This window comes from Aeromonas sp. 61P (assembly GCF_051919545.1).
In the GTDB taxonomy this organism is placed as follows: domain Bacteria; phylum Pseudomonadota; class Gammaproteobacteria; order Enterobacterales; family Aeromonadaceae; genus Aeromonas; species Aeromonas veronii.
In genome coordinates, this window is record NZ_JBQBEL010000001.1 from 489,906 (window position 1) to 516,180 (window position 26,275).

23 protein-coding genes, 1 tRNA gene and 1 pseudogene are annotated in these 26,275 nt (G+C 60.1%); 7 read left to right on the forward strand and 18 right to left on the reverse strand.

Going from position 1 to position 26,275, the window contains the following annotated elements; translation table 11 throughout:
* Window positions 1-87 precede the first annotated feature (87 nt).
* The 3 genes from ACTG2O_RS02440 to ACTG2O_RS02450 form a co-directional block, all read right to left on the reverse strand.
* Complete coding sequence (locus ACTG2O_RS02440) at window positions 88-1,329, reverse strand: malic enzyme-like NAD(P)-binding protein (RefSeq protein WP_439975292.1); 1,242 nt, start codon at window positions 1,327-1,329, stop codon at window positions 88-90.
* A 254-nt stretch (window positions 1,330-1,583) separates the two neighbouring features.
* On the reverse strand, window positions 1,584-2,810 hold the full coding sequence (locus ACTG2O_RS02445; protein WP_439975293.1) for an aromatic amino acid transporter: 1,227 nt from the start codon (window positions 2,808-2,810) through the stop codon (window positions 1,584-1,586).
* Between the two features lie 168 nt (window positions 2,811-2,978).
* On the reverse strand, window positions 2,979-4,412 hold the full coding sequence (locus ACTG2O_RS02450; protein ID WP_181496997.1) for a DUF2867 domain-containing protein: 1,434 nt from the start codon (window positions 4,410-4,412) through the stop codon (window positions 2,979-2,981).
* An 86-nt stretch (window positions 4,413-4,498) separates the two neighbouring features.
* Between ACTG2O_RS02450 and ACTG2O_RS02455 the strand changes: the two genes are divergently transcribed.
* Together ACTG2O_RS02455 and ACTG2O_RS02460 are read left to right on the forward strand one after the other, a co-directional pair.
* A complete protein-coding gene (locus tag ACTG2O_RS02455; RefSeq protein ID WP_279500543.1) occupies window positions 4,499-4,627 on the forward strand; it encodes a hypothetical protein in 129 nt (42 codons plus the stop codon).
* Window positions 4,628-4,698: 71 nt separating this feature from the next.
* Window positions 4,699-5,781, forward strand: coding sequence for a hypothetical protein (locus ACTG2O_RS02460; protein ID WP_439975294.1), 1,083 nt, complete (start codon window positions 4,699-4,701; stop codon window positions 5,779-5,781).
* Between the two features lie 66 nt (window positions 5,782-5,847).
* Here the strand turns inward: ACTG2O_RS02460 and priA are convergent, their stop codons facing one another.
* A complete protein-coding gene (gene priA / locus ACTG2O_RS02465) occupies window positions 5,848-8,055 on the reverse strand; it encodes a primosomal protein N' (protein WP_439975295.1) in 2,208 nt (735 codons plus the stop codon).
* Window positions 8,056-8,202: 147 nt separating this feature from the next.
* Here priA and rpmE point away from each other — a divergent pair, with 147 nt between their 5' ends.
* Window positions 8,203-8,418 carry a 50S ribosomal protein L31 gene (gene rpmE / locus ACTG2O_RS02470; RefSeq protein WP_005340673.1) on the forward strand — a complete coding sequence of 72 codons (216 nt, stop codon included), beginning with the start codon at window positions 8,203-8,205 and terminating at the stop codon, window positions 8,416-8,418.
* Window positions 8,419-8,528: 110 nt separating this feature from the next.
* Here the strand turns inward: rpmE and ACTG2O_RS02475 are convergent, their stop codons facing one another.
* Window positions 8,529-9,179 carry a chromophore lyase CpcT/CpeT gene (locus ACTG2O_RS02475; protein WP_021230765.1) on the reverse strand — a complete coding sequence of 217 codons (651 nt, stop codon included), beginning with the start codon at window positions 9,177-9,179 and terminating at the stop codon, window positions 8,529-8,531.
* A gap of 122 nt (window positions 9,180-9,301) precedes the next feature.
* On the reverse strand, window positions 9,302-11,155 hold the full coding sequence (locus tag ACTG2O_RS02480) for a methyl-accepting chemotaxis protein (protein ID WP_159162697.1): 1,854 nt from the start codon (window positions 11,153-11,155) through the stop codon (window positions 9,302-9,304).
* A gap of 146 nt (window positions 11,156-11,301) precedes the next feature.
* Here ACTG2O_RS02480 and rraA point away from each other — a divergent pair, with 146 nt between their 5' ends.
* Window positions 11,302-11,787 (forward strand): ribonuclease E activity regulator RraA, encoded by a 486-nt coding sequence (gene rraA, locus ACTG2O_RS02485; protein ID WP_005340678.1) that lies wholly within the window; start codon window positions 11,302-11,304, stop codon window positions 11,785-11,787.
* 270 nt (window positions 11,788-12,057) lie between these two features.
* On the opposite strand, the pseudogene ACTG2O_RS02490 reads toward rraA, so the two are convergent.
* The 3 genes and pseudogenes from ACTG2O_RS02490 to ACTG2O_RS02500 all read right to left on the reverse strand — a co-directional run bounded on the left by ACTG2O_RS02490 (window position 12,058) and on the right by ACTG2O_RS02500 (window position 14,616).
* A pseudogene (locus ACTG2O_RS02490) lies at window positions 12,058-12,731 on the reverse strand (7-cyano-7-deazaguanine/7-aminomethyl-7-deazaguanine transporter).
* Window positions 12,732-12,890: 159 nt separating this feature from the next.
* A complete protein-coding gene (locus ACTG2O_RS02495) occupies window positions 12,891-13,178 on the reverse strand; it encodes a DUF3630 family protein (protein WP_439975296.1) in 288 nt (95 codons plus the stop codon).
* A 10-nt stretch (window positions 13,179-13,188) separates the two neighbouring features.
* On the reverse strand, window positions 13,189-14,616 hold the full coding sequence (locus tag ACTG2O_RS02500; RefSeq protein WP_439975297.1) for a protein adenylyltransferase SelO: 1,428 nt from the start codon (window positions 14,614-14,616) through the stop codon (window positions 13,189-13,191).
* Window positions 14,617-14,721: 105 nt separating this feature from the next.
* On the opposite strand from ACTG2O_RS02500, the gene ACTG2O_RS02505 reads away from it, so the two are divergent.
* Window positions 14,722-15,024: a c-type cytochrome gene (locus ACTG2O_RS02505; RefSeq protein ID WP_005340687.1), complete on the forward strand. Its 303-nt coding sequence runs from the start codon at window positions 14,722-14,724 to the stop codon at window positions 15,022-15,024.
* A 67-nt stretch (window positions 15,025-15,091) separates the two neighbouring features.
* Here ACTG2O_RS02505 and recQ read toward each other — a convergent pair whose 3' ends face one another.
* Window positions 15,092-16,927 (reverse strand): ATP-dependent DNA helicase RecQ, encoded by a 1,836-nt coding sequence (gene recQ / locus ACTG2O_RS02510; protein ID WP_042081697.1) that lies wholly within the window; start codon window positions 16,925-16,927, stop codon window positions 15,092-15,094.
* 133 nt (window positions 16,928-17,060) lie between these two features.
* Between recQ and ACTG2O_RS02515 the strand changes: the two genes are divergently transcribed.
* Both ACTG2O_RS02515 and ACTG2O_RS02520 read left to right on the forward strand, forming a co-directional pair.
* Window positions 17,061-17,525: a thioesterase family protein gene (locus ACTG2O_RS02515; protein WP_201298779.1), complete on the forward strand. Its 465-nt coding sequence runs from the start codon at window positions 17,061-17,063 to the stop codon at window positions 17,523-17,525.
* Window positions 17,526-17,649: 124 nt separating this feature from the next.
* Window positions 17,650-18,177, forward strand: a complete 528-nt coding sequence (locus ACTG2O_RS02520) for an AbiTii domain-containing protein (RefSeq protein ID WP_236285165.1) — start codon at window positions 17,650-17,652, stop codon at window positions 18,175-18,177.
* A 260-nt stretch (window positions 18,178-18,437) separates the two neighbouring features.
* Here ACTG2O_RS02520 and ACTG2O_RS02525 read toward each other — a convergent pair.
* From ACTG2O_RS02525 to ACTG2O_RS02560, 8 genes are all read right to left on the reverse strand, one after another.
* A tRNA-Pro gene (locus ACTG2O_RS02525) sits at window positions 18,438-18,514 on the reverse strand.
* Window positions 18,515-18,669: 155 nt separating this feature from the next.
* Window positions 18,670-19,374 (reverse strand): MOSC domain-containing protein, encoded by a 705-nt coding sequence (locus ACTG2O_RS02530; protein WP_120416359.1) that lies wholly within the window; start codon window positions 19,372-19,374, stop codon window positions 18,670-18,672.
* 45 nt (window positions 19,375-19,419) lie between these two features.
* On the reverse strand, window positions 19,420-20,265 hold the full coding sequence (locus ACTG2O_RS02535; protein ID WP_407705117.1) for an ABC transporter permease subunit: 846 nt from the start codon (window positions 20,263-20,265) through the stop codon (window positions 19,420-19,422).
* Window positions 20,262-21,167 (reverse strand): ABC transporter permease subunit, encoded by a 906-nt coding sequence (locus ACTG2O_RS02540; RefSeq protein WP_005340703.1) that lies wholly within the window; start codon window positions 21,165-21,167, stop codon window positions 20,262-20,264. Before ACTG2O_RS02540 ends, ACTG2O_RS02535 begins: the two co-directional genes overlap by 4 nt.
* Window positions 21,164-22,318, reverse strand: a complete 1,155-nt coding sequence (gene potA, locus ACTG2O_RS02545; protein ID WP_005340704.1) for a polyamine ABC transporter ATP-binding protein — start codon at window positions 22,316-22,318, stop codon at window positions 21,164-21,166. Before potA ends, ACTG2O_RS02540 begins: the two co-directional genes overlap by 4 nt.
* A 78-nt stretch (window positions 22,319-22,396) precedes the next feature.
* Window positions 22,397-23,482: a polyamine ABC transporter substrate-binding protein gene (locus ACTG2O_RS02550; protein WP_439975298.1), complete on the reverse strand. Its 1,086-nt coding sequence runs from the start codon at window positions 23,480-23,482 to the stop codon at window positions 22,397-22,399.
* A gap of 119 nt (window positions 23,483-23,601) precedes the next feature.
* A complete protein-coding gene (locus ACTG2O_RS02555) occupies window positions 23,602-24,699 on the reverse strand; it encodes an extracellular solute-binding protein (protein ID WP_005340709.1) in 1,098 nt (365 codons plus the stop codon).
* 53 nt (window positions 24,700-24,752) lie between these two features.
* Window positions 24,753-26,114 (reverse strand): aspartate aminotransferase family protein, encoded by a 1,362-nt coding sequence (locus tag ACTG2O_RS02560; protein WP_439975299.1) that lies wholly within the window; start codon window positions 26,112-26,114, stop codon window positions 24,753-24,755.
* Between the last annotated feature and the right edge of the window lie 161 nt (window positions 26,115-26,275).

The following is a 26,275-nucleotide window of genomic DNA, read 5'->3' on the forward strand; positions in this document are numbered from 1 at the left end:
CCAGCCTGTCACCCGGCTGGCGTCTCTGGCTGTCGCCAGAAGCAGAAATAAAAACGGCCCCGCTATGGGGCCGTTTGCAACGCCGGATTACAGCATGTAGTCCGCGGACAGCTCGATGCGGGCGACGCCGGAGGCCACCGCCGCCAGCGCCACGGCGCGGGCAACCCGCGGCAGCAGACGGGCATCCATCGGCTTGGGAATGACGTAATCCTTGCCGAAGGCCAGCTCGCTCACCCCGGCTGCGATCAGCACCTCGGCCGGCACCGGCTCCTTGGCAAGCGCGCGGATCGCCTCGACCGCAGCAATCTTCATGGCATCGTTGATGCGGCTTGCGCGGGCATCAAGCGCACCGCGGAAGATGAAGGGGAAACAGAGCACGTTGTTGATCTGGTTCGGGTAGTCGGAGCGACCGGTACCCATGATGAGGTCGCTGCGCACCCCGTGGGCCAGCGCAGGCTTGATCTCCGGGTCCGGGTTGGAGCAGGCAAAGATCACCGGGTTGGGCGCCATCAGGGCGACCGCTTCGGCGGGCAACACGTCGGGGCCTGAAACACCGACAAACACATCCGCCCCTTCGATGACATCCATCAGGGTGCGCAGCGGGGTCTCGTTGGCGAAACGCTGCTTGTACTTGTTGAGATCGCTGCGGCCGGTGTGGATAACACCCTGACGATCCAGCATGAAGATGTTGTGTGCTCTGGCGCCACACTTGATCAGCAGATCCATGCAGGCGGTGGCGGCAGCCCCCGCCCCCATGCAGACGATGCGGCTGTCACTGATCTGCTTGCCCTGCACTTCCAGCGCGTTGAGCAGACCGGCTGCGGTGACGATGGCGGTACCGTGCTGGTCATCGTGGAACACTGGAATGTCGCAGCGCGCGATCAGCGCCTCTTCAATCTCGAAACACTCAGGCGCCTTGATATCTTCCAGATTGATGCCACCGAAGGTATCGGCGATGGCCGCCACCGTGTCGATGAACTGCTGGCTGGTCTCGTGCTTCACCTCGATGTCGATGGCGTCGATACCGGCGAAGCGCTTGAACAGCAGGGCCTTGCCCTCCATCACCGGCTTGGAGGCCAGCGGCCCCAGATTACCCAGCCCCAGAATGGCGGTGCCGTTGGAGATGACGGCCACCAGGTTGCCCTTGCCGGTATAGCGATAGGCATCGGCCGGGTTGGCGGCGATCTCGCGCACCGGCTCGGCAACCCCCGGGCTGTAGGCCAGCGCCAGATCACGGGCGGTTTCGGCAGGCTTTGTCAGGGCGATGGCAATTTTGCCCGGTACGGGCTGGGCGTGGTAATCGAGTGCTTCTTGACGCAGATCGGACATGGGGGACCCCGATGTGGTTGGTGCAAATGAGGTGCCGACAGGGGGCACACAGAAGGGCGGGGATCATAAAAGAAAGCGGTGGGCATGCCCAGCAGATCATGCTGCCATCAGCCAGATCAGACCAGTTATTTCAGCACCTTACCCCGCTCGCACATACCACTTTAGTTATAGATTCTGCCGCATGGGATGAAAATAGCGCAAAAAGGGCGGCAAGTTGGCCTTGCCGCCCTTTCTGTCAGTGCTGTAGACCTGACTCAGTTGCCCAGATAGACCGGCAACAGATTTGCCATCGACAGGAAGTGGAACAGCGCGGTCGCCAATCCGAACAGGATCAGTAGCCAGGCCATCAGCTTGCCGCCGGGGGTAACGAAATGGGGAGTCACTTCGCCCCGCTCGGCCCGCGCCCGGGTGCGCAGCACCAGCAGTGCCGGGATGATGCAGGTCCAGATGGTGGCTGCGGCACCGGCATAACCGATGGCCAGCAGGAAGCCAAACGGGAAGAGCAGGGAGAGCACCAGCGGCGGCAGGAAGGTGACCGCCCAGGTCTTGCAGCGACCGGCGCGGCTGCTGTCGAACTTGAACAGATCAGCCAGATAGTCGAACACCCCAAGCCCCACCCCGATAAAGGAGGAGAGGATCGCCGCCATGGAGAAACCGTTGATGGCGCTGGCCACCTTCTCCGATTCAATGACCCCGGAGAGGGCGGAGAGCAGCACGCTCACGTCCCCCCCCTTGGCAATCACGGGGGCAAAATCCTGACGGGGCAGGTTGCCGAAGATCCCCAACAGCCAGAGCACGTAGAGCGCCAGCGCGATCAGGGTTCCCCACAGAATGGCCCATCTGGCCTGCTGCTCGTTCTGGTAGTAGGCACGCAGGGAGGCCACCGAGTGGTGATAGCCGAACGAGGTGAGCGCTACCGGCAGCATCGCCATGGCATAGGGAGCGTAGCGGCTCTCGCTGCCCGCCAGATCAAGCAGGGTCGGCAGCTTGATACTGCCGAGCAGACCGGCCACACCGAGGGCGAAACTGAGGATCATGAAGGCGATCAGTACCACCGAAATACGGTCAACGGCGCGAGTCGAGTGCCACACCACCGCAGAGAAGAGCGCCACGAACAGCACGGATGCAAGCTTGCTGTCGATCCCCAGTATCCCCTGCAGGATGGCACCGGAGGAGGTGATATAGGCGTAGAGCAGAATACCGCCAACAAAGTAGACCGAGAGGTTGTTGAGGAGATTGAGCTTCTCCCCCAGCAGCTCGCGAGTCACGGTATTGAAGGAGACCCGCATATCGTGGTGCTGGAAGGATTCCAGCAACATCCAGCCGGAGAGGGTCATCATCACCATGGTGACGGTCAGCGCCAGCACCGACCAGAGGGTCCAGGCCCCTGCCCCCGAACTCGGCAGACCGAGCATGCCGGCTCCCACGCAGACGCTGGCAATGATGCAGGCGCCCCCCAAAATTGACGGTTTTTTCTTCATAATCCCTTCTTTTTCTGACTGATTATCTATCCGCGGTAAACAAGACCGCGGCATGATGCCAGCCTTTGCCATGAGACGCCTACCACTATCTGCCATAACCGGGCATGGCCGCTGCATAAAAAGTGCCCCGAGCGGGGCACTCTATCAGCGGGAATGATGTGAAGAGGGTTAATCCATCACCGGGATACCTGCCCTCGCTTCGGCCTGACGGGCGATGGCTTCGGTCATCCCCTGAAAGATGAAAAGGTGGAACGGCAGCATGGCGAGCCAGTAGGCCAACCCCCAGGCGCCCTGCGGGTGCCAGTGAGCGGTGACCCGGATGCGGGTCAGACCCGACTCCTCCGGCAGGATGTTGAACTCCAGCCGGCCGACGCCCGGGGCCTTCATGTTGAACAAGAGATCGAGCCTGCGCCCCTCATCGACCCCGAGGATCTGCCAGGAGTCGAGCATGTCACCCTTCACGAAGCGATCCGGATTGGTGCGGCCACGGGTGCGGGCCGGGCCGCCGATCAGGTGATCCATCCATTCGCGCACCACCCACAGCTGGTTCATGTAGAAGTAGCGCTGCTCACCCCCCAGTTGCTGCAACACCTGCCACACCACCTCGGGAGAGGCGAGGCAGATGGCCTCGCCGCTGGCGGTACGGTCATAGAAACCATATTCGGGATGGCGCCAGCGCAGGCCGAGCGGCGTCTCCTGCCCCTGCTGCTCCGCACCCAGCTTCTGCTCCAGCGCCAGACTCTCCGCCAGCGCCTCGTCGAAGCTGAGCAGGGTCTGCGGCAGCAGGGCACGCAGCGGGCCATCGTCGGCCGGAATATCGTGCTTGAGACCGCCCACCAGCGCCTTGGCCACCGGCTGCGGCACAGAGGTGACAAACTGCAGCCACCAGGCGGAGAGGCGCGGACTCAGAAACGGGATGGGAATGATGGGGCAGCGCTTGCCGATATGGGCAGCAAACTTCTGCAACTGCTGCTGATAGCTGAGCAGCTCGGGGCCGACCGCATTGAAGATGCGCCCATCCACCTCGTCGGCTTCCACCAGCCCACCCAGATAGTGAAGCAGGTTGGACAGCGCAATCGGCGGCGTGCGCGAGCGCACCCATTTGGGCGTCACCATCATCGGCAGGTTGAACACCAGATCCCGCATCACCTCGAACGCCGCCGAACCGGGCCCGATGATGATGCCGGCGCGCAGCTCCACCGTCGGCACACCGGAGTCACGAAACAGCTCGCCGCAATGGCGGCGGGAGTTGAGATGGCGACTGTTGCACTGCTCGGGCTGGATTGCCCCGAGATAGATGATACGGCGCACCCCGGCAGCACGGGCGGCGGCAGCGAAGTTCTTTACCCCCTGCTGCTCCAATCGGTGAAAATCTGCCCCCGCCCCCATGGCATGCACCAGATAGAAGACGGTATCTATGCCCGCCAGCGCAGGCAGCAAGGAGATCGGCTTGAGGCTGTCGGCGAGGCGAAACTCGACTCCCTCAGGCAAGCGGCAGGGACGTCGCGCCCCGGCAATCACCCTGTAGCCCAGCGTTTGCAGGTGAGGGACCAGATAGGAACCGATATATCCTGCCGCACCCATCACCAGACAGTTACGCATGCGTGCAGCCCTCAACATCATTGATGCAAGGGGCGCCAGACAGGAATCCACCATAGCCCGCCACGTCCATCACCAGACAATTTCTCATGCAATTCTCCCTATCCTTACCGATGCCGCTTGTCAGCCAGAGTGCGCCGCGTTACCTGAAAATGTTCAACTACAGCGCCACCATCCAGTCTCTTGCCATCCTGCCACGCCACCACCTTGCAACCTAGTACTAACCACCTCTCTGATTAGTCCGATTTGGTGTTAAGCCCTGCTCATTGACTGGTCGATAACTGACCAGATGTATAGCACCGAGGGCGAACGTATGCGCATCGATCACTACGACCTCCGGGGGGAGGTGCAATACCGGCAACAACAGACCCAGAGCCGCAAGGTGCGCAACCTCGGGCCCGTGCCACCCGTCGTTAATCCACCGGAGGGCAACAACACGGCAGTGGCCGGCGAACGCAACAGCACCCTGACCCTCACCAGCGCCCTGACGCTGCAAACCGCAAGGCAATCCGCCGCCAACCAGCAAGCGGCAACACCTCCCGCAGCGGACGTCGGCAAAGAGCAGGATGGTATTCCCGACGATGGGCTGGATAACCGCCAGCGGCTGATCAAGCTGATGATCGAGGCGATGCTGGGCCACGAAATCGAGCTGCCCAAGCCGATCAAGCCCACCGAAGAGGGGGGCGAAGGGGTGACCCAAGGAGACGCCGCGGCTCAAGCCGCCGAGCCGGATCAACTGGTGGAAGTAACCGACAGCCTGCTGCAACAGGAGCAGCTCAACGTGGTGGCATCGGCCAGCGTAGCGACTCGGGATGGTCAGACTATTCAGCTCGATCTCGGCTTTGTGCTCGACTGGCGCCAGCTGGAGGTGAGCCAGCGGCGCACCACCCTCAATGCCCTCAAGGATCCGCTGGTGCTCAGTCTGGATGGCAAGATTGCCGATCTGACCGAGGCTCGGGTCACTTTCGATATAGATCAGGATGGCAAAGAGGATAGCCTGCCGGGCTTGAGTGAAGGGAGCGGCTTTGTGGCGCTGGATCGCAATGGCAACGGCACCATAGACGATGGGGGCGAGCTGTTTGGTGCTCACTCCGGCAATGGCTTCGGCGAGTTGGCCACCCTGGATGAGGATGGCAACGGGGTGCTGGATGAGGGGGATAGCCAGTTCTCGGCGCTGCAGTTCTGGCATCCGGAGCACGCACCTATCGCACTGGTCGAACTGGGGATCGGCGCCATCCTGCTGCGCCCCCTCGACACCCCCTTCAACCATCTGGGGGAGAGCGGCAATCAGGGGGTGCTGCGCCAATCCGGCCTCTATCTCACCGAACAGGGTAAAGGAGGCTGGGTGCAGCAGATCGATCTGCGGGTCTGAGCCTTGAAATGCAATCACCCATCGGTCGCTGACGATAACTGCCAGCGACCGGCTCCGGTGCCACCATCAACTCAGCTCGGTGGGGTCGATATCCAGACTCCAGCGCACCTTTTTGGTTTCCGGCCAGCCTTCCAGCTCCTTCACCGCCCAATCCAGCAGTTGGGCCAGCGGTGCCCGGTTCGGCCCCTGCACCAGCAACTGCATGCGGAACTTGCCCGCCTTGCGCTCCATGAAGCCGCTGATGGGCCCCAGTACCTGAACGTGGGGATAGCGGGCGCTGCGCAGAGTATCGGCGAGGCGAGAGAGGAACAGTTGCACCTCGTCACGGCCGTTGGCCTCGGCCCGAAACAGCCCCTGATAGCTGAACGGCGGCAGCCCCAGCAGGCGGCGCTCTTTCAGCGCCGTATCGGCGAAGTGGCCGTAGCCATTCTGGGTCAGATCCTGCAGCAGGGCGTGCTCCGGATGGTGGCTCTGCAACACCACCAGCCCGAGCTTGCTGGCGCGCCCGGCACGGCCCGCCACCTGGGTGTAGAGCTGGGCCAGCTTCTCGGCGGCGCGAAAATCGGCGCTGAACAGGGCACCATCCACATCCAGCAGACCCACTAGCGTCACGTCCGGAAAGTGGTGGCCCTTGGCCAGCATCTGGGTGCCGATCAGGATCTTGTACTTGCCCGCCTTGATGTCGCCGAGATGGGTCTCCAGCTCCCCCTTGCGGCGGGTGTTGTCCCGATCGATGCGCACTACCGGATATTGCGGGAACACTGTGGTAAGCAGCTGTTCCAGCTGTTCGGTGCCCACTCCCGATCCGATCAGCTCGTTGCTGCCACACTCGGGGCAGTGGTGTGGCAAGGGGCGCACGCTGTCACAGTGGTGACAGTGCAGCCGTCGTCCGGCCTGATGCCAGGTGTACCAGGCGTCACAGCGCTCGCAGGCGGCGCTCCAGCCACATTGGTGACAGATCAGAGCTGGGGCATAGCCACGGCGGTTGAGAAACAGCATCACCTGATTGCCCGCCGCCAGATGCTCTGCCATCAGCTGCTCCAGCTGGGGAGAGAGCCCAGCCTGCAGCCGCACGTTCTTGATATCCAGAATCACCTGCCGGGCGGTCTGGGCATTGCCGGCACGGCGAGTCAGGGCGAGGTGGTGATACTTGCCGGTGCGGGCGTTGTGCAGCGTCTCCAGCGACGGGGTAGCCGAGCCAAGCAGGATCGGAATACCGGCACGATGGGCCCGCATCACCGCCAGATCCCGCGCATGGTAGCGAAAACCGTCCTGCTGCTTGAAGGAGCCGTCGTGCTCTTCGTCGATGATGATAATGCCGAGGTTGTGAAACGGGGTGAACACCGCAGAGCGGGTGCCGATCAGGATGGCGGCGGCGCCGTCGCGGCAGGCGAGCCAGGCGTCGAGCCGCTCCCGATCGTTCATGGCCGAGTTCATCGCCACCACCGGCACGTTGAAGCGGCGCCGGAAGCGGTTGATGGTCTGTGGAGTGAGGCCGATCTCCGGTACCATCACCAGCGCCTGCTTGCCCGCCTTGAGCAACGGCTCGAGGATGCTTAAATACACCTCGGTTTTGCCGGAACCTGTGATGCCATCCAGCAGGAAGGCACCAAACTTGTCGCTCTGGCTGGTGACGGCGGAGACCGCCAGCGCCTGTTCGCCGTTGAGACGCAGCCCCTCCCCCTGCTCGAAACGGGTAGCCCAATCGCCGTCGTGACTCGGCTCCAGCGAGCGCTTCTCCAGTAGCCCCTTCTTCTCCAGCGCGGTGAGAGCGGCGCTCTGGATCTCCTCCTGTTTGAGGGCGGAGGGGGTCTGCGGCCCCTTGCGCAGCAGGGCGAGCGCTTGCTGCTGCTTGGCCGCCCGCTTGAGCTCGTTAAGGTCGATGGCCATCCCTGCCTCGGTGGCAAACCAGAACTCCAGTTCGCGATAAGCGGCAGGCTCCCCCTTGCGCACCAGCACTGGCAGGGCGTGAGGCAACACCTCCCCCAGCGGATGCTGGTAGTAGCTGGCGCTCCAGTTCATCAGCGCCAGAATATCCGGCCCCAGCACCGGCGTCGCATCGAGTACTCGCTTGATGGACTTGAGCTTGTTGCGGGGCACCTGGCTGTCGGCCGGATGATCCACCACCAGCCCGACCAGGGTCTGGGGACCGAAAGGGATCTCGACCCGGCAACCGGGGGCAGGTAACGGCAGGGGAGAGAGATAGTCGAAGTGACGGCGTAACGGTACCGGGACAGCGACACGAACCAGATCCAGCGTTTGGGAAGAATTCACCAGGGGTTGCCTATTTTTTCTGCGAAGCCACTTGCCTGATCTCAGGCATTTCCTATATTATTCGCAGCCTTTGAAACTGTGTTCAACAATCGTGTGGTGTCCGACAAGAGATCGGATGGCGACACGGCCTATTAATTGAGGTTGTCCATGAAAGCTGGTATCCATCCTGACTACGTAGCCATCACCGCCAAGTGCTCTTGCGGTAACGTCATCAACACTTTCTCTACCATCGGTAAAGATCTGAACCTGGACGTGTGCTCCGAGTGCCACCCGTTCTACACCGGCAAGCAGAAAGAAGTTTCTAGCGGCGGCCGCGTAGACAAGTTCAACAAGCGTTTCGGTGCGATGACCACCAAGAAGTAATTTTACTTCTGAAGAATTCTGAAAAAGGCGCCCAATGGGCGCCTTTTTCATTGTCTTTGTCCCGTCCTGAATATGGTTTACCCCTTTCCCGCAGCCAGACGCTCTCTCACCTACTGGCCAAACCCTTTGGAACGACGCAAATAGACATACCCCTCACCCGGGCTACCCCAGCGCGGGCTCCCTGCGTTGTCATAGGCGCGATCCAGCAGTCTGACGCTGTCGGGACCAATCCAGATATGCTGCACCAGCGTCGTGGCACCACCAAAATCGGTGGAGCAGTGGCCCACCCGGGTGTGACCGGCATATTCGCCGGAGGGGGTACGGGTCAGCCAGATCTCGCAACCGTGGCGCAAGGAGAGCTGCTGCGGGGTCAGACTGTCGAGCAGGGCGGGATCATGCCAGGCACCGGCAAAATCGGTGGCACGGGGCATGGTCAGCTCTGCCATCAGGATCCGCCCGTCAGGGGCGGGGGAGAAGCGATAGATGCGCTGGCGGAAAGGACGGACGGAGCGCATGCTCAGATACTGCTCGGCATAGACCCAGCGATAGCCCTGATAGCCGGGCCAAATCTCCATCAGACGCAGCTCGGCACTGGTAAAGCGGCTGTCGTAACTGGCCTGCTCCCGGCTCGTAAAGGCCCCGTTGAACCAGCTGAGTAGCGGCTCCATACCGGGCTTGAGTGGGGTAGCCTGAGGCGCCGATCCTGCCAACACCAGACAGGAACAGAGCAGCCCGAATACGGCCACCAGCAACTTTGCCATCGAATCCTTCCGAATCATCATAGTGGCGGCGATTATATGAGCGAATTTCCCCAATAACAGCCATTACGATCAAATCATTGCCACTCTGGTGCAAAAACCTCACAAGGATGCCAGTCCGCTCACTAAACCCGATATTTTGCCACCGCCTTGTTGAGCAGCTGTGCCTGCTCGTTGAGGCCCTCGCTGGATCTCGCATTTTCCTCTGCCATGATGCTCGACTCCTGGGCGATGTCGCGGATGTTGTTGACGTTGCGGTTCACCTCGTTGGCCACCAGACTCTGCTGTTCGATGGCGGCGGCAATCTGGGTGCTCATGTCCATGATATGGGTAACATCCTGAGTGATCTGCCCCAACAACTCCCCTGCAGTACTGGCCTGATCCGAGCTGCGGTTGCCCTGCTCGCGGCAGGTCGCCATTACCTCTACGATGCTGCCGGTCTGTTTCTGCAGCGAGCTGATGATGCCGGCGATCTCCTGGGTCGATTTTTGGGTACGGATGGCCAGATTGCGCACCTCATCGGCCACTACCGCAAAGCCGCGCCCCTGATCCCCTGCCCTAGCTGCTTCGATGGCTGCGTTGAGGGCCAGCAGGTTGGTCTGCTCGGCAATACCACGGATCACGTCAAGCACGGAGCCGATGGTCTCGCTCTCTTTTTGCAGCTGGCTCACCTCGCGGGATGAGCTCTCCAGATTGTCCGCCAGCGAGCGGATCTGCTCGACAGTGTTCTCGACCGCAGTCCGCCCCTCCATCGCCTTGTTGTTGGTCGCCTGCGCATTGTTGGCCGCCTGCTCGGTGTTGCGGGCGATCTCTTCGATGGTGGAGCCCATCTCGGTGGACGCGGTCGCCACCATGTCGGTCTCCTGCAGCTGGCGCGCCGCCCCTTCACTGGTGCGTTTGACGTTGGCCGAGAGGTGATCCGCCGCTTCAGTCAGGGTGTGCACGCTCTGCTTCACATCGCCGATCAGATCGCGAAACCCGCCCAGCATCACGTCGAGATTGCCTGCCAGCTGGGCCATTTCATCTGCCCCGCGCAGATCTATCTTCAGGCGCAGGTCATTATCCTTACGAATGCGGTTGACGGTATCATTCACCTGAGTAATGGGACGGTCGATGCTGCGCCCCAGCAACACGCTCATGATGCCGATCAGCACCACAATCACCCCGCCACAGACCAGCATCAGGCTGTTGAGGCGAGCGCTCTGCCGCTCCAGTTCAGCGACAATGTGCTGATCTACAGCAGCAAATCCCTGTTCGGTCTGATGCACCAGATCCCGCATCTGGTTGCGCAGCCCCTCATCCTCTTTCAGCCCCAGTACCTGCATCCCCTGCACCAGCGCCACAAAGTCCTGCCGGTACTGCTTGCTGGCCTGCTCCAACTTGCCGCGATCCGCCTCCGGCAAAGTGGCAAGACTATCCTGAAAACTCTTGTGCAAGGTTTCGAAACGCTCCAGATACTGGATATCGGAGCGCAGCATGAAGTCTTTCTCCGCCCGTCTCAGCTGCAACATGGTGATGAGCAGCCCCTGCTGATCCAGCTGCTTGAGCCCATTCTCCACCTCATGCACCGCCGCCCTCAGCTTGCCATAGAGCCCCTCCTCCGGCCCCAGACCAATCTTCTGCTGCTGGGCCACCAGATCGTTGAAGGCTTTGCCATAACCGCTGATCTGCTGATCCAGTCTGGTCAGCTCCCCCTCGACAGCCGCCAGATTGTCATCGTTCACCAGCTCCCGATTGTGCTGGTGAAAATCTGACAGCCCCTGATTGAAGCGCTCGACGAAGGTCATATCCTTACGGATCAGAAAATCCTTCTCGGCCCGCCGCAAGTTGAGCATGGCGATCTCCAGCTGGTCGATATTGCGCTGGGCTTCGGTCAGATGACGGTGCACCTGGCTGGAGTAGATAAACAGGCCGCTCAGTACCAGCATGGCAACGGCAACCAGCACGGTATTCAGGATCAACTTATGACGGATAAGCACGATGGACCTCTCGCAAACTGGCAGTGAACTGCATTGAGCTTATGCAGAAAAGCGGCGACAGGTGATCTGTGCAAGGAATATTCATTGAAATGCCACACCCACTCCTTATACTGGTTGCACCTGTTTCCAGCCGTGGATTTGACACTATGGAATACAATACTTCTGAACTGTGCGACATCTATCAGGACATGGTGGATGTGCTTGAACCCATGCTCTGCTCCTTCGGCGGCCGCGCCTCTTTCGGCGGCGTCATCACCACCGTCAAATGCTTCGAATCGAATGGCCTGATCCGTGAACTCGTCAAAGAGAACGGACTGGGACGCGTCTTGCTGATCGATGGCGGTGGCTCCATGCGCCGCGCTCTGATCGACAGCGACATCGCCACAACAGCAGCAGAGAACGATTGGGAAGGGATTGTCTGCTACGGCTGCGTCCGCGAAGTCGATATTCTGGAAGATCTGGACATCGGCATTCAGGCACTGGCAGCCATTCCGGTCGGTGCCGACAGCAAGGATGTAGGGGAGACCGATCTGCCGGTCAACTTCGGTGGGGTGACCTTCCTGCCTGACGACCACCTCTACGCCGATACCACAGGGGTGATCCTCTCCCCCGAGGCACTCGATATCGAGTAAGCCACAAACAGCGTGACGACGGGAGCCTTGGCTCCCGTTTTTTATGCCTGCAACTTGCTGAAAAATGACAAAAAAAGAGGGCCAGATAAACTGGCCCTTAACTGGAAGCAATGTGAGCAATGTCGTGCCTTCACAAGAAGTCCATCACGTTGGAACGAATGAAGTCTTTCCCGGAAAACAAGTTAACAATAATCATTCTCATTTAACTAGGCAAGCGCTATTTGCAGAAAGTGCAAAAAAATTGACCACCGCAAAGGGTGGTCAATCTCGTCAGGCTTGCCGGGTGGCCGTTTGCAGGCTGGATAATCCGGCCTCGCCCACCAGCTTGCGGCTGAGGTAGCGCAACAAGACACCGTAGAGCGGCACGAATAAACCAAGGCTTATCAGCAACTTGAATACGTAATCGACGGTTGCGATCTCGACCCAGTGTTCTGACATGAAAGGATCTGTGGTGCGCCAGAAGGCTACACTGAAGAAAGCGATGGTATCAACCAGATTACCAAACAGGGTGGAGGCCGCAGGTGCAATCCACCACTGCTTGAGCAGACGCAGGCGGTTGAACACCACCACATCCATGAACTGCCCTACCAGATAGGCCATAAAGCTGGCCAGTGCGATACGCGCCACGAACAGGTTGATTCAGCCAGATGACCAACGCCCTGGAAGCTCCCTTCGAAGAAGAGCACGGAGAGCGCATAGGAGACTGCCAGCGCAGGCAGCATCACGGTCTGGATAATCTTGCGTGCCAGACCGGCACCGAAGATCCGCACCGTCAGGTCGGTCGCCAGGAAGATAAACGGGAAGCTGAACGCACCCCAGGTGGTATGGAAGCCAAACACGGTGATCGGCAGCTGCACCAGATAGTTGCTGCTGGCAATGATCAGAATGTGGAACAACGACAGGCGAACGAGCGCCGTTTGGTACTGCGCAGGGGTCAGATTCATCTTGTGACCTTTTTGGTTAATGGGGTTAGGGAACCCATATCGCCACCATTGGCGATAATCGAGGGGCGAGATTATACGCCCCCAAACCGATAGTTCAATCTTTATGCGATTAGGCTCATCCAAGTTGGCCAGCGGCAGAACAGGCCTTGTGGGCGATAGTCACGCCTTGTGCTGTCTGGCGAGCCAGAGCAGCGCCTCCCGATCCGCCGGGCGCACCGCCTCCAGCCAGCAGCCGCTGTAGTGTTCGTACTCCAGCCGAAACTGGCTACCTTCAAACTCCAGCAACCAGCTATGGCGGTCGGCCCCCACATCCTGCTCGAGCGGCCGTAGCTCCCACTCTCGCAGCAAGGCCTGCGCCAACAGCGGGAACGTGTCCCAGTCGAGTGCCGGACAATCCAGCGTCACCACGCCAGCTTCGCTATCTGCCTGTTTGATTTGCCAACTCATTCCCAATCTCTCAGCTACTGCAGGAGAGCTCACCACCGCAATACCATGCCGGAGTCGGGGTGGCGAGATCCTCATATTCGGTTTGTTCATCATAGGGGTGCTGCAAGGCGGCGAACAGCCGCTCGAACGGCCGCATATTCCCTGCGTCGGCGGCGTCGATCACCTGCTGGGCCAGCGCATTGCGCAGCACATACTTGGGATTGATGGCATCCATCTGCGCTTTGCGCACGGCATCCTCGCTGCCTTCGCGCATTAGCCGCGCCCGATAGTGTTCCAGCCACGCCTGCCAAACACTTGGTTCAGACAACAGGGCCAGCAGAGACGCAGGCCACGCCCCCTCTTGCGTCACCTCGCCGAGACGGCGAAGGAACAGGTGGTAATCCACCTTGTGGGCCGCCAGCAACCGGAACAGCTCGCGGAACAGCGCCGGGTCATCCTCCTCCCACACCGCCAGCCCGAGTTTGGCCCGCATCAACTCGGAGTAGTGCAACATCAGCTGCTGCTCGTACTGGGCCAACGCTGCAGCCAGCGCATCACCGTCTACATGGCCAGCCAGCGCCTGCGCCAGTTTTTGCAGATTCCAGTAACCGACCGCTGGCTGCTGATCCAGCGCGTAGCGGCCCGCAGGGTCCGAGTGGTTGCAGACAAAATCGGGCACATAGGCATCGATAAAGCCGTAGGGGCCATAATCCAGCGTCAGGCCGAGCAGCGACATGTTGTCGGTATTCATTACCCCGTGACAGAACCCCGCGGCCTGCCATTTGGCAATCAGCCGCGCGGTGCGGCGCACTACCTCGGCAAACAGTTCGGCGCCACTCTCCAGCTCGGGGAAGTGGTGGCGCAGCAGATAGTCGATGAGTGGCGGGATCTTCTCCCCCTGCCCGCTCCAGGCGAAATACTCGATATGGCCGAAACGCAGATGGCCGGGGGCGGTGCGCAGCACGGTCGCCCCTGTCTCAACCTGTTCGCGATAAACGGGCTCCTGACTCCCCACCAATACCAGCGCCCGGGTGGTCGGGATGCCTAGAGCATGGAGTGCCTCGGAGGCGAGATACTCGCGAATGCTGGAGCGCAGCACGGCGCGGCCGTCACCAAAACGGGAGAATGGGGTTTTACCCGCCCCCTTCAGGTGCAGATCCCAGCGCTGACCATCCGGCGCCTGCTGCTCACCCAGCAGCAGCGCCCGACCATCCCCGAGCCGGGGGCTGTAACCCCCGAACTGATGGCCCGCATAGACCTGAGCTACCGGCTGCATGCCTGGCAGCACTTTTCCCTCGCCACAACAGGCGATCCAGTCAGCCTCTCTGACGCCTCCCAGCCCCAACTCATCCAGCAAAGCCCGGTTGAGATGAAGCAACCGGGGCTGCTGCAGCGGCTGGGGGGCCACGGGTTCACAGGCCCAGGGCAACTCGGTAGCAAAAGTGTTGATCAACTTCATGGTTGTGCCATTCGTCCCTGCGTATGCTCGTGTCACTCTTTATACTGCCGTCAGCCATGCTTGTGCTCACTGGCAACCATCATTTTTCAATTCAAGGAGAAGAAGATGCAAAAATGGGTATATGCCCTGCCCCTGCTGGCACTGGCGTGGGGTCATCAGGCCAAGGCTGCCGATATCGAAGCCGGCAAAGCCAAGGCCGCGGTCTGTGCCGCCTGTCACGGCGTGGAAGGCAAGGCGATGATCCCCAACTATCCCCATCTGGCGGGTCAGAATGCAGCCTATCTGGTGAAACAGTTGAAAGCGTTCAAGGATGGCACTCGCAAAGAGCCCTTGATGGACCCCTTCATGGCGCCGCTGACCGATGCGGATATCGACAATCTGGCGGCCTTCTACGCCAGCCTGAAATAACCTCGCGTCTAACCCCAGGTTCTTCCGAGCCGCGCTTACCGTGGTCGATTAGGCTGCCTAATCGACCCTAACGACGGCAGTAGTCGATGATCAGGTCCATAAAGGCTTCGCCGAAGCGCTCCAGCTTGCGGTGCCCGACACCGTTGATAGCCAGCATCTCGTCTTCGGTCATCGGCATCAGCTGAGCCATCTCCACCAGGGTCGCATCGTTGAACACCACGTAGGGCGGTACTTCTTCATCCTCAGCAATCTGCTTGCGCAGGCCGCGTAGCTCCTTGAACAACCGCTTGTCATAGTTGGCATTGTCGAGCAGACCGTTGCGCTTCTCCTTGCGGCTGGAGATAGGCTGCAGGCGGGGTACCGCCAACTCCAGCTTCACCTCGCCACGCAGCACGGGGCGGGCCGCTTCGGTCAGCTGCAGCACCAGATTGCGGGTGATGTTCTGGGTCAGCAGTCCCTTGTGGATCAGCTGGCGGATCACGCTCATCCAGTATTCGTGGCTCTGATCCTTGCCGATGCCGTAGGTCGAGAGCTTGTCGTGGCCGTGATCCTTGATGCGCTGGTTCAGCGACCCGCGCAGCACTTCCACTACATAACCCACCCCGAAATTCTGCCCCACCCGCCAGACGCAGGAGAGCGCCTTCTGGGCATCTTCGGTGCCGTCATAACTTTTGGGCGGATCGAGGCAGATATCGCAGTTGCCGCACGGCTTGTCGTTGTACTCGCCGAAGTAGTTGAGCAGCACCTGACGGCGGCAGGTCTGGGCCTCGGCAAACGCCGCCATCACGTTGAGCTTGTACTGCTCCACCTGCAACTGCTGGGGATTCTCGATGTTGTCGAGCAAGCGGCGCACCCGACCGATGTCGGCAGGATCGTAGAGCAGCAGCGCCTCGGCGGGAGTGCCATCGCGCCCGGCACGGCCGGTCTCCTGATAGTAGGATTCGATGTTCTTCGGGATGTCGTAGTGCACCACGAAGCGCACATTGGGCTTGTCGATACCCATCCCGAACGCCACCGTCGCCACCACTATCTCGATGTCATCCTTGAGGAAGGCATCCTGCGTCTGCTGGCGCTGCTCGAGCGGTAGCCCCGCATGATAGGGCGCGGCCTTGCAGCCGTGGCGGGATAACCGCTCGGCCACCTCCTCCACCCGGTTGCGACTGGAGCAGTAGACGATGCCACAGTTGCCCTTCTGGCTCTGCACGTAACGCAGCAGCTGCTCGGCCGCCTTGAACTTCTCCACCAGGCTGTAGCGGATATTGGGGCGATCGAAGCTGGCGGTGTGGATAAAGGGATCGTTCAGCTCGAGGCGGTGCAGCATATCACTACGGGTCGCCTCATCGGCGGTGGCGGTCAGCGCCACCACAGGCACCTGCGGGAACCACTGTTTAAGCCGCCCCAGCGCCGCATACTCAGGCCGGAAATCGTGGCCCCACTGGGAGACGCAGTGCGCCTCGTCGATGGCGAACAGCCCGAGCGGCAGTTCGGCCAGCCGATCCATAAACTCGTGCTGCAGCAAGCGCTCGGGGGAGACATAGACCAGCTTGATCTCGCCGCGACGCATGGCGGCGAAGTTTTGGATCATCTCCTCCCGACTGAGGGCCGAGTTGATGTAGACCGCCGCTACGCCGTTGGCGCGCAGGCTGTCGACTTGATCCTTCATCAGCGAAATAAGGGGAGAGACCACCACCCCGAGCCCTGGCCGCAGCAATGCCGGGATCTGATAGCAGAGCGACTTGCCGCCACCGGTGGGCTTGAGCACCAGCGCATCGCGCCCCGCGACGATCTGCTCGATGATCTCGAGCTGACCCGGCCGAAACTGCTGATAGCCGAAGACCGCCTGCAGCAGGGCAAGCGGACTCTCTGGCTGAGGATCTGGCAGGGTTTCGGCAATCGCGGTCATGGGCTCTCCTTTGGGGTCGCCATTCTAAAGCAGCCGCCGCCCACAATAAACCTGCCATTGCGACTGTTAAGAAACTGTTGCAGACTGGCTGGAGTTTTTACTCGGCTTTGATGACAAGGATTGGGATCAGAGAATGAAACAGATGCTCAAGAAGATGGCGCTCAGTGGCATTGCCAACCTGTTTGCCGAGAAGATGCCGTTCAACAAGCTGATCGGCATGCAGGTGACCCACTACGACTTCGACAAAGTGGAACTGCGCATCAAGATGGACGACAAGCTGATCGGCAACCCCTTCCACAACATCCTGCATGGCGGCGTCACCGCCACGCTGCTGGATGTGGCGGGCGGCATGATCGTCGCAGCCTCCTGCATCGACGAGCTGGAGGAGTTCTCCCCCAGTTATCTCAAGGAGCGCTTCGCCCGCCTCGGCACCATAGATCTGCGGGTGGATTACCTGCGGCCGGGGCGCGGCAACGAGTTTATCGCCACCGCCCACATCATCCGGGCTGGCAGCAAGGTGGCCGTCGCCAGGATGGAGCTGCACAACGAAGAGGGCACCCACATCGCCTTTGGCACCGGCACCTATCTGGTGAGTTGAACCAAGTTAGTGCATAAAAACCACACGGCTAATCCACTTTTAATCATTAGATTCCTTACCCCCTCTGGCCGAACAAGGTCCATACTGATAGTCGGGATTGTGTGCAGAGGGAGGATTGCAGGCGATGAGTGCGAAACCGGCCATCAAACCATCCAGAGCCTTGTTGACACAGCTCGAGTCCATGCTCGACGAGGTGCAGACACCCGAGTGTCGCCACTGGTTGGAACAGGAGCTTGAGGGGTATTCTCTCTCCTCACCCTTGCCTTGGTATCGCATCGTTCCCTGTCGGCAACGCGGTCACTTTCTGGATCTGAAAACGGGAAAATATTTGACCTGTCATATCAACAGTCAAACGCTATGCCAACGCGATCTGGCCCAAATTCAGTTCATTTATGCCCGTGAACCCGCCGCCCACTATTTGCTGCAACGCAATTCCGGTATTGAACCCTGGCCAGAACAGCTGCTGGAAGATTATCAGGAGCAGTTGATCCCCGGCCATCTATGCCTGCAAGCCTGGCATGAGCCCGTGATTTCATTACGTGCACAACTGATGGAGGGAATAGAACATTTCATTAGTGAGTACCCCAAGCACGCGGCCTTGCTGCCTCAACACAGTTTCAAGGCTTTGCGGCATCAGCACTGGCATATCTGAGTAAGCGCCTGGCGCGCAAGGAGGGCACCATAGACAAGACCCATAGCGAGATTGCCACAATCTAGAGTGCCGGAGTCAGGATCAGACTCCACCGATGGGCCACCGAGCGGTGGCCCTTTTAATGTCTGTGGTCTTGCTTCGACCCTGCATACTGCAAGTCAGATCACTTGGCCAGGTAACAGGTCAGCAGCTAAAGAAAATCGGGAAAACAGGAAGGATGAATGCAAAAAGGCCGCTCTATTGAGCGGCCTTTTCAAATTTGGTCGGTGTGAGAGGATTCGAACCTCCGACCCCTTCGTCCCGAACGAAGTGCGCTACCAAGCTGCGCTACACACCGATGTCTGCGGGACGGGAATTTACCGAAAGCCCCGACCCGACACAAGCCTTTTTTGCGTTTGACAGGAAAAAAAGTGCCGTTCGCTCAACTATTCAGCACTCTTTTCACCCATTTACCGGACTGCAGCCAGCTGGTGACATTCCGGCAACCGACCGTCAGGCCAGGCGCAGGGATGCCGGTCCCAACAGACGGCGCTGCCAGTCAGCCACAGTGCCATGCTCCAGCCAGTCGGCTGCATGCTGGCGCCAGTTGGGTGAGAGGGCCGGATTCTCCAGCAACAGCAGTAGATCAGCTTCATTGCGCACCTGATTGAACAGAATGTCCGCCGTGCGCTTCACCGTCAGTTCGGGATAGGGTCTGTCTACCAGCTCCATGGCCGACTCCGGCGACACCATCCCCTCCTCCAGCACCCGCAGCAGCCAGCCACAACGACCATTCAGTTGCATCACCTGGGACATCTGGCCATAGCCAAAGCGCTGGTTGAGCTTGAAACAGGGGGATCTCGGCTGGCTGATCTGGATCAGCGCCTCACCGAGTCGATAGACATCGCCAATGCAGGCTTGCGCCTCGGTCAGCCCGATACCGGAGAGGTTCTCGCCAAAGGCGGCAGGTTGCCAGGGTGTACGTGGCGCAGACAGGCCCAGCGCGGTTTGCCAGGTCTGCCACCAGAGATAGTGATCGGCAGGATAGTAGTGGAGCGCCCGATCCGGGCCACCGTGGTGGCGCAGGTCACACTGCTCATCCCCTTCCAGACCGGCAAAGGTACAGCGAACTGGTGCAGAGATCGGTTGCTTGTGAATGGCGCTGGTGAGGCCGGGCACCAGCTCGGTGCCACGACCGCTAAAAAGGGAGATCCGCATACTCATCCTCCAGGTTGACGAGAGTAGGCGGATCTTATCATGGCGTCAGACGACGGCCTGCATCTGGGTGGTCATGGCGATCTCGGCACGACGGCGCTTCTCCGCCTTGGCCATCAGATACCAGCTGCCGAAGGTAAAGAGCGATACCGACAACAGGATCAGGCTGGCCACCGCGTTGATCTCGGGTTTCACCCCTAGCCGCACCGCCGAGAAGACCTCCATCGGCAAGGTGGTCGAGCCCGGGCCGGAGACGAAACTCGCCAGCACCAGATCATCCAGCGACAGGGCGAACGACATCATGCCGCCTGCCGCCAGCGAGGGGGCGATCATCGGGATAGTGATCAGGAAGAACACCTTCCACGGCTTGGCGCCAAGATCCATCGCCGCCTCCTCAATGGAGAGATCCAGTTCCCGCAAGCGCGCCGACACCACGATCGCCACGTAGGCGGTACAGAAGGTGGTGTGGGCGATCCAGATGGTCAGCATGCCCCGCTCGGCGGGCCAGCCCACCAGCTGGGCCATCGCCACGAACAGCAGCAGCAGCGACAGACCGGTGATCACCTCGGGCATCACCAGCGGCGCCGTCACCATTCCGCCGAACAGGGTGCGACCACGGAAGTGGGGAATTCGGGTCAGCACGAAGGCCGCCACCGTCCCCAGCGCCACTGCAGCGATCGCGGTGTAGAAGGCGATCTCCAGCGAGCGGAACACGGATCCAATCAGCTGCTTGTTGTCGAGCAGGCCGAAGTACCACTTGAGCGACCAGCCACCCCACACCGTCACCAGCTTGGAGGCGTTGAAGGAGTAGATCACCATGATGATCATGGGCAGGTAGATAAACAGCAGCCCCAGCCAGAGCATCAGTTTGGCAAAACCGAAACGTCTCATCATGCCTTGCCCTCCAGCTCTTTGGCCTGGTTACGGTTGAAGAGGATGATCGGAATGATCAGCACCGCCAGCATCACTACCGCCAGCGCAGAGGCGACCGGCCAGTCGCGGTTGTTGAAGAACTCCTGCCACAGCACCTTACCGATCATCAGGGTCTCCGGGCCGCCCAGCATTTCCGGAATAACGAACTCCCCCACCACCGGAATAAACACCAGCATGCAGCCGGCGATAATGCCGTTTTTGGAGAGCGGCACCGTGATCTGCCAGAAGCGGGTCAGGTTGCGGGCCCCCAGGTCAGAAGCAGCCTCCAGCAGGCTCTGGTCATGCTTGACCAGATTGGCGTAGAGCGGCAGCACCATGAAGGGCAGGTAGGAGTAAACGATGCCGATATAGACCGCCAGGTTGGTGTTGAGGATCTGCAGCGGCTCGTCGATCACCCCGATCCCCAGCAAGACGCTATTGAGCAGGCCGTTGTTGCTGAGGATCCCCATCCACGCGTAGACCCGGATCAGAATGGCGGTCCAGGTCGGCATCATGATAAGCAGCAGCAAAACGGTCTGGGTCTCCTTGTTGGCCCGGGCGATGGAGTAGGCCATCGGATAGCCAATCAGCAGGCAGAGCAAAGTGCTGACGAAGGCCATCTTGAGGGAGCCCAGATAGGCCGCGATATAGAGCTCATCCTCCTGCAGCAGCAGGTAGTTGCCCATATTGAGCAGGATGGTGAGCTGATTGTCGGCCCAGCTCACCACGTCGGTGTAGGGCGGGATCGCCACATCCGCTTCCGCAAAACTGATCTTCACCACAATGACGAAGGGCAGCAGGAAGAAGAGGAACAGCCAGAAGAAGGGGATGCCGATCACCAATCGGCGCCCCCCGACCCGCTTCAGTCGTTGCAAGAACTTCATGATTGCAGCACCACGCCGCTGTCATCTTCCCAGTAGAGGAACACCTGGTCATCCCAGGTTGGCCGCTTGCCGTGGCGTTCGGCATTGGCGATGAAAGCCTGAACGATTTTGCCCGAGGGCAGCTGGATGTGATAAACCGAGTGACCGCCCAGATAGGCGATGTCATAGACCTCACCCTTGGTCCAGTTGAAGTCCGGGTGCTCGATCTCCTCCGGTTTTTGCAGACTCATCAGCAGTTTTTCCGGCCGCAGGGCGTAGGTCACCTTCTTGTTTTCGGCGCGGGAGCTGATGCCGTGGCCCACATAGATGGGCTGCTCCAGATCGGCGCAGGCGATGGTGGCGTGATCCTGCTCATCCTCCACCAGCAGGCCGTCGAACAGGTTGACGTTGCCGATAAACTCGCACACCAGCCGACTGGCCGGGGTCTCGTAGATATCCATCGGGCTGCCGATCTGCTCGATGCAGCCGAGGTGCATGATGGCGATCCGCTCCGCCATGGTCATGGCCTCTTCCTGATCGTGGGTCACCATGACGCAGGTAACCCCGACCCGCTCGATGATCTCCACCAGCTCCAGTTGCATCTTGGATCGCAGCTTCTTGTCGAGCGCCCCCATGGGTTCATCCAGCAGCAGCAACTTGGGACGCTTGGCCAGGGAACGGGCCAGCGCCACCCGCTGGCGCTGGCCACCGGAGAGCTGATGCGGTTTGCGGCGGGCATACTGGGTCATCTGCACCAGCTTGAGCATCTCCTCCACGCGGGCATCAATCTCGGCCTTGGGCAGGCCATCCTGCTTGAGGCCAAAGGCGATGTTTTGGGCCACCGTCATATGGGGGAACAGGGCGTAGGACTGGAACATCATGTTGATGGGGCGTTCATAGGGGGGCATGTCGGTGATGTCGACCCCGTCGAGGAACAGCCGCCCCTCGGTCGGGCGCTCGAAACCGGCCAGCATCCGCAGCAGGGTCGATTTGCCGGAACCGGACCCGCCGAGCAGGGCGAAAATCTCCCCCTTGTGAATATTGAGAGATACGTTATCGACCGCCAGCGTTTCGTCGAACTGCTTGCTTACCCGATCAATTTTCACCAGCACTTCTTTGCGCTGCTGACTGCCCTCGAGGGCTTTCTTGTAGGCACTGGAGGCTATCGCCATTACCAAACTCCCCAACGTGATACCAGCCTTGCGGCCGATCCATAAAAGCGATTTGGCGCCCCCGAACGGGCACCAAGGTTAGGTACCGGACTTGATCTTGGTCCAACTCCGGGTGATTAGACGCTGTACCGAGCGGGGATGTGCTTCCTGCACATAGAGTCGCTCCAGCACGGCCTGAGGGGGATAAACCTCCTCATTGTTGCGCACCGCCTCATCCATAAACTCGCCCGCCCTTGAGTTGGGATTCGCATAGCCCACATAGTCGCTGACCTTGGCGATCACTTCGGGCTGCAGGACGTAGTTGATGAGAGCGTGCGCCTCTTTGACATTGGTGGCATCGGACGGGATCGCCATCATGTCGAACCAGAGATTGCCCCCCTCTTTCGGAATGCTGTAGGCAATTTTCACCCCCTTGCCAGCTTCATCGGCGCGGGCAGCGGCTTGCAGGATGTCACCGGAAAAACCGGCCGCCACGCAGATGTCGCCATTGGCGAGATCGCCGATGTATTTGGAGGAGTGGAAGTAGGCCACATAGGGCCGCACCTTGAGCAGCAGCGCCTCGGCCTGCTTGATATCCCCCGTCGCATGACTGTTGGGATCGAGCCCGAGGTAGTTGAGGGCAGCAGGGAGCATCTCGTCGGCAGAGTCGAGGAAGGCGACGCCGCAGCGAGAGAGTTTCGCCATGTTTTCCGGTTCGAAGATGGTGGCCCAGGAGTCAATCTTGTCGACTCCCAGCACCACCTTGATTTTGTCGACGTTGTAGCCGATGCCGTTGGTCCCCCACAGATAGGGCACCGCGTACTGATGACCCGGATCCACCTTGTCGAGCTGCTTGAGCAGCACGGGATCCAGGTTGGCCAGATTGGGCAGCAGGGATTTATCCAGCTTCTGGAAGGCTCCCGCCTTGATCTGCTTGGCCAGGAAATTATTGGAGGGCACCACCAGATCGTAACCGGTCCGCCCCGTCAGCAACTTGCCTTCCAGGGTCTCGTTGGAGTCAAACACGTCATAGACGGTCTTGATCCCGGTCGCCTGCTGGAAATCGCTGAGGGTGGTCTCGCCGATATAGTCAGACCAGTTGTAGAAGTGCAGCACAGGGGCAGCCTGAGCCACATTCGCCAATCCCATGGTCAGCGCTACGGTTAGCAATCTGGTTGTATTCACGGTGTCAGTTCTCCTGTTTCAGTGGTTGACCGTCTGCGCATCCATTCGCGCGGCCCATCCGGATGGATGGCATCACTACCCTCCCGGCCGAACTGCGGACCGGGAGGGGCACTCGTTACTTACTTGCCGGACTTGATCTTGGTCCAGCTGCGGGTCATCAGCCGCTGCACCTTAGCCGGCAGATCCGGGAAGGTGTAGATCTTCTGCAGGGTTGCCGCATCGGGGTAGATACCCGGATCGGTGCGAATCGCCTCATCCACCAGCGGGGTCGCAGCCTTGTTGCCGTTCGGGAACTGCACCACGTTGGTGATATTGGCGATTACCTCGGGCTTCATCAGGTAGTTGATGAAGGTGTGGGCCGCCTCGACGTTCTTGGCATCCGCCGGAATGGCGATCATGTCAAAGAAGCTGCCTGCCCCCTCTTTCGGAATGGTGTAGGTGAGCGCGACGCCATTCTTGGCCTCGGCTGCCCGCGCCTTGGACTGCTGCAAGTCACCGGAGTAACCGACCGCAACGCAAAGGTTGCCGTTGGCCAGATCCGAGATGTACTTGGAGGAGTGGAAATAGGCGGTATAGGGGCGGATGGAGAGGAACAGCTCCTCAGCCTTCTTCAGCTCGGCCGGTTTCTGGCTATCCGGTTTGAAGCCCAGATATTGCAGGGCAGCCGGCAGCATTTCGGTCGGTGAATCGAGGAAGGAGACGCCACACTCTTTCAACTTGGCCATGTTCTCCGGCTTGAACACCAGATCCCAGGAGTTGACCGGGGCATCGGCCCCCAGCACGGCTTTCACCTTCTCGGCGTTGTAGGCATAGCCGATGGTGCCCCACAGATAGGGGATGGAGTACTGGTTGCCCGGATCGCTCGGCTCGAGCGCCTTGAGCAGGTCGACATCCATGTTTTGCCAGTTGGAGAGCTTGGACTTGTCCAGTTTCTGGAACACGCCCGCCTTGATCTGCTTGGCTAGGAAGGGGTTGGATGGCACCACGATGTCGTAGCCAGAACTACCCGCCAGCAACTTGGCTTCCAGTACCTCGTTACTGTCGAACACGTCATAGACCACCTTGATCCCCGTCTCCTTCTGGAAGTTATCCAGGGTATCCGGCGCTATGTAGTCGCTCCAGTTGTAGACGTGCAGCACCTTCTCTTCAGCCATTGCTCCGGCACTTGCCATGACCAGAGCCACGGAGGCAGCGATCACTCCTGTTTTGAAAGACATCATCCTTGTCTCCTAAGCAAATTGTATGCGCATGCCAACCTGCCCGACCTGCCTCAACCCTTCAGCTTTGCGGCTGTCAGATCCAGACTGCGCCTGGCCAGATCGACCAATTCATCAACCTGTTCCTCGGTGATGACCAAGGGGGGCGATATGATCATGGTATCGCCTACCGCCCTCATCACCAAGCCATTGTTAAAGCAGAACTCCCGGCAAGTCATCCCCGCATTTGCCTGAGCCGGGAAACGCCGGTTGGTCTGCTTGTCCTCAACGATTTCCAGCGCGGCGACCAATCCTTTGCCTCGGGTTTCTCCCACCAGAGGATGATCGGCCAGCTCCGCCCAGCGGCGCTGCAAATAGGGGCCGATAGTATCATGCACTCGCTTAACTATGCTCTCTTTCTGCATAAGCTGGATATTGGCCACCGCCACGGCGCAAGAGACCGGATGGCCCGAGTAGGTGAAGCCGTGGTTGAACTCGCCCCCCTCCTCCACCAACCCCTTGGCAACCCGGTCACTCACCATCACTGCGCCGAGCGGCAGATAACCGGAGGTGATCCCCTTGGCCAGACACATCAGGTCCGGCTTGATGCCAAACCCTTCGCTGGCAAACCAGTGACCGGTACGGCCAAAGCCGCAGATCACCTCGTCGGCGATGAGCAGGATGCCGTATTGATCGCAGATACGCTGGATCTCCGGCCAGTAGCTGTCGGGCGGAATGATGACGCCGCCCGCCCCCTGGATCGGCTCGCCGATAAAGGCAGCCACCTTGTCCACCCCCAGCTCCAGAATCTTCTGCTCCAGCTGACGGGCCCGCTCCAGCCCGAAGTCGTGGGCGCTCATCCCCTGCCCCTCACCGAAGTGGTAAGGCTGATCGATGTGCACTATGCCGGGAATGGGCAGACCACCCTGGGCATGCATCCCCTTCATGCCGCCCAGGCTCGCCCCCGCCACGGTAGAACCGTGGTAGGCGTTGTGGCGACTGATGATCACCTGTTTGTCAGGCTGACCCTTGCTGGCCCAGTAGTGGCGCACCATCCGCAGCACGGTGTCGTTGCACTCGGAGCCGGAGCCAGTAAAGAAGACGTGGTTGAGATGGGCTGGCGTCACCTCGGCCAACAGGGTCGCCAGCTCGATCACCGGCGGGTGAGCGGTCTGGAAGAAGAGGTTGTAGTAGGGCAACTGCTGCATCTGGCGGGTAGCGGCATCCACCAGCTCCTGGCGGCCATAGCCCATATTGACGCACCACAGGCCCGCCATGCCGTCGAGAATGCGTTTGCCCTCGGAATCTTCCAGATAGACACCGCTGGCGTTGGTGATGATGCGCGAGCCCTTCTTGTTCAGGGCCTGAAAGTCGGTAAAAGGGTGCAGGTGGTGGCTGGCATCCAGCTGTTGCCACTCACGGGTTGTCTGCTGCATTTGTTGCTCCTCGGTTCCTTCGATTTAGCAAGATTCAGTCGTCAAACAGTCAGGTGCGTTGGCACGTTCGCAGCCACAGTCACTCACGGCGTGTCTGCTGCATTCGTTACTCCCCTGCGCCTTCGATTTGGCAAGATTCAATCGTTAATCAATCTAGGTCG

Coding starts and splice junctions, on each gene's coding strand:
- ACTG2O_RS02440 (WP_439975292.1), bottom strand. CDS start 1,329: ATGTCCGATCTGCGTCAAGAAGCACTCGATTACCACGCCCAGCCCGTA.
- ACTG2O_RS02445 (WP_439975293.1), bottom strand. CDS start 2,810: ATGAAGAAAAAACCGTCAATTTTGGGGGGCGCCTGCATCATTGCCAGC.
- ACTG2O_RS02450 (WP_181496997.1), bottom strand. CDS start 4,412: ATGCGTAACTGTCTGGTGATGGGTGCGGCAGGATATATCGGTTCCTAT.
- ACTG2O_RS02455 (WP_279500543.1), top strand. CDS start 4,499: ATGCAATTCTCCCTATCCTTACCGATGCCGCTTGTCAGCCAGAGTGCG.
- ACTG2O_RS02460 (WP_439975294.1), top strand. CDS start 4,699: ATGTATAGCACCGAGGGCGAACGTATGCGCATCGATCACTACGACCTC.
- rpmE (WP_005340673.1), top strand. CDS start 8,203: ATGAAAGCTGGTATCCATCCTGACTACGTAGCCATCACCGCCAAGTGC.
- ACTG2O_RS02475 (WP_021230765.1), bottom strand. CDS start 9,179: ATGGCAAAGTTGCTGGTGGCCGTATTCGGGCTGCTCTGTTCCTGTCTG.
- rraA (WP_005340678.1), top strand. CDS start 11,302: ATGGAATACAATACTTCTGAACTGTGCGACATCTATCAGGACATGGTG.
- ACTG2O_RS02495 (WP_439975296.1), bottom strand. CDS start 13,178: ATGAGTTGGCAAATCAAACAGGCAGATAGCGAAGCTGGCGTGGTGACG.
- ACTG2O_RS02500 (WP_439975297.1), bottom strand. CDS start 14,616: ATGAAGTTGATCAACACTTTTGCTACCGAGTTGCCCTGGGCCTGTGAA.
- ACTG2O_RS02505 (WP_005340687.1), top strand. CDS start 14,722: ATGCAAAAATGGGTATATGCCCTGCCCCTGCTGGCACTGGCGTGGGGT.
- recQ (WP_042081697.1), bottom strand. CDS start 16,927: ATGACCGCGATTGCCGAAACCCTGCCAGATCCTCAGCCAGAGAGTCCG.
- ACTG2O_RS02515 (WP_201298779.1), top strand. CDS start 17,061: ATGAAACAGATGCTCAAGAAGATGGCGCTCAGTGGCATTGCCAACCTG.
- ACTG2O_RS02520 (WP_236285165.1), top strand. CDS start 17,650: ATGAGTGCGAAACCGGCCATCAAACCATCCAGAGCCTTGTTGACACAG.
- ACTG2O_RS02530 (WP_120416359.1), bottom strand. CDS start 19,374: ATGCGGATCTCCCTTTTTAGCGGTCGTGGCACCGAGCTGGTGCCCGGC.
- ACTG2O_RS02535 (WP_407705117.1), bottom strand. CDS start 20,265: ATGATGAGACGTTTCGGTTTTGCCAAACTGATGCTCTGGCTGGGGCTG.
- ACTG2O_RS02540 (WP_005340703.1), bottom strand. CDS start 21,167: ATGAAGTTCTTGCAACGACTGAAGCGGGTCGGGGGGCGCCGATTGGTG.
- potA (WP_005340704.1), bottom strand. CDS start 22,318: ATGGCGATAGCCTCCAGTGCCTACAAGAAAGCCCTCGAGGGCAGTCAG.
- ACTG2O_RS02555 (WP_005340709.1), bottom strand. CDS start 24,699: ATGTCTTTCAAAACAGGAGTGATCGCTGCCTCCGTGGCTCTGGTCATG.
- ACTG2O_RS02560 (WP_439975299.1), bottom strand. CDS start 26,114: ATGCAGCAGACAACCCGTGAGTGGCAACAGCTGGATGCCAGCCACCAC.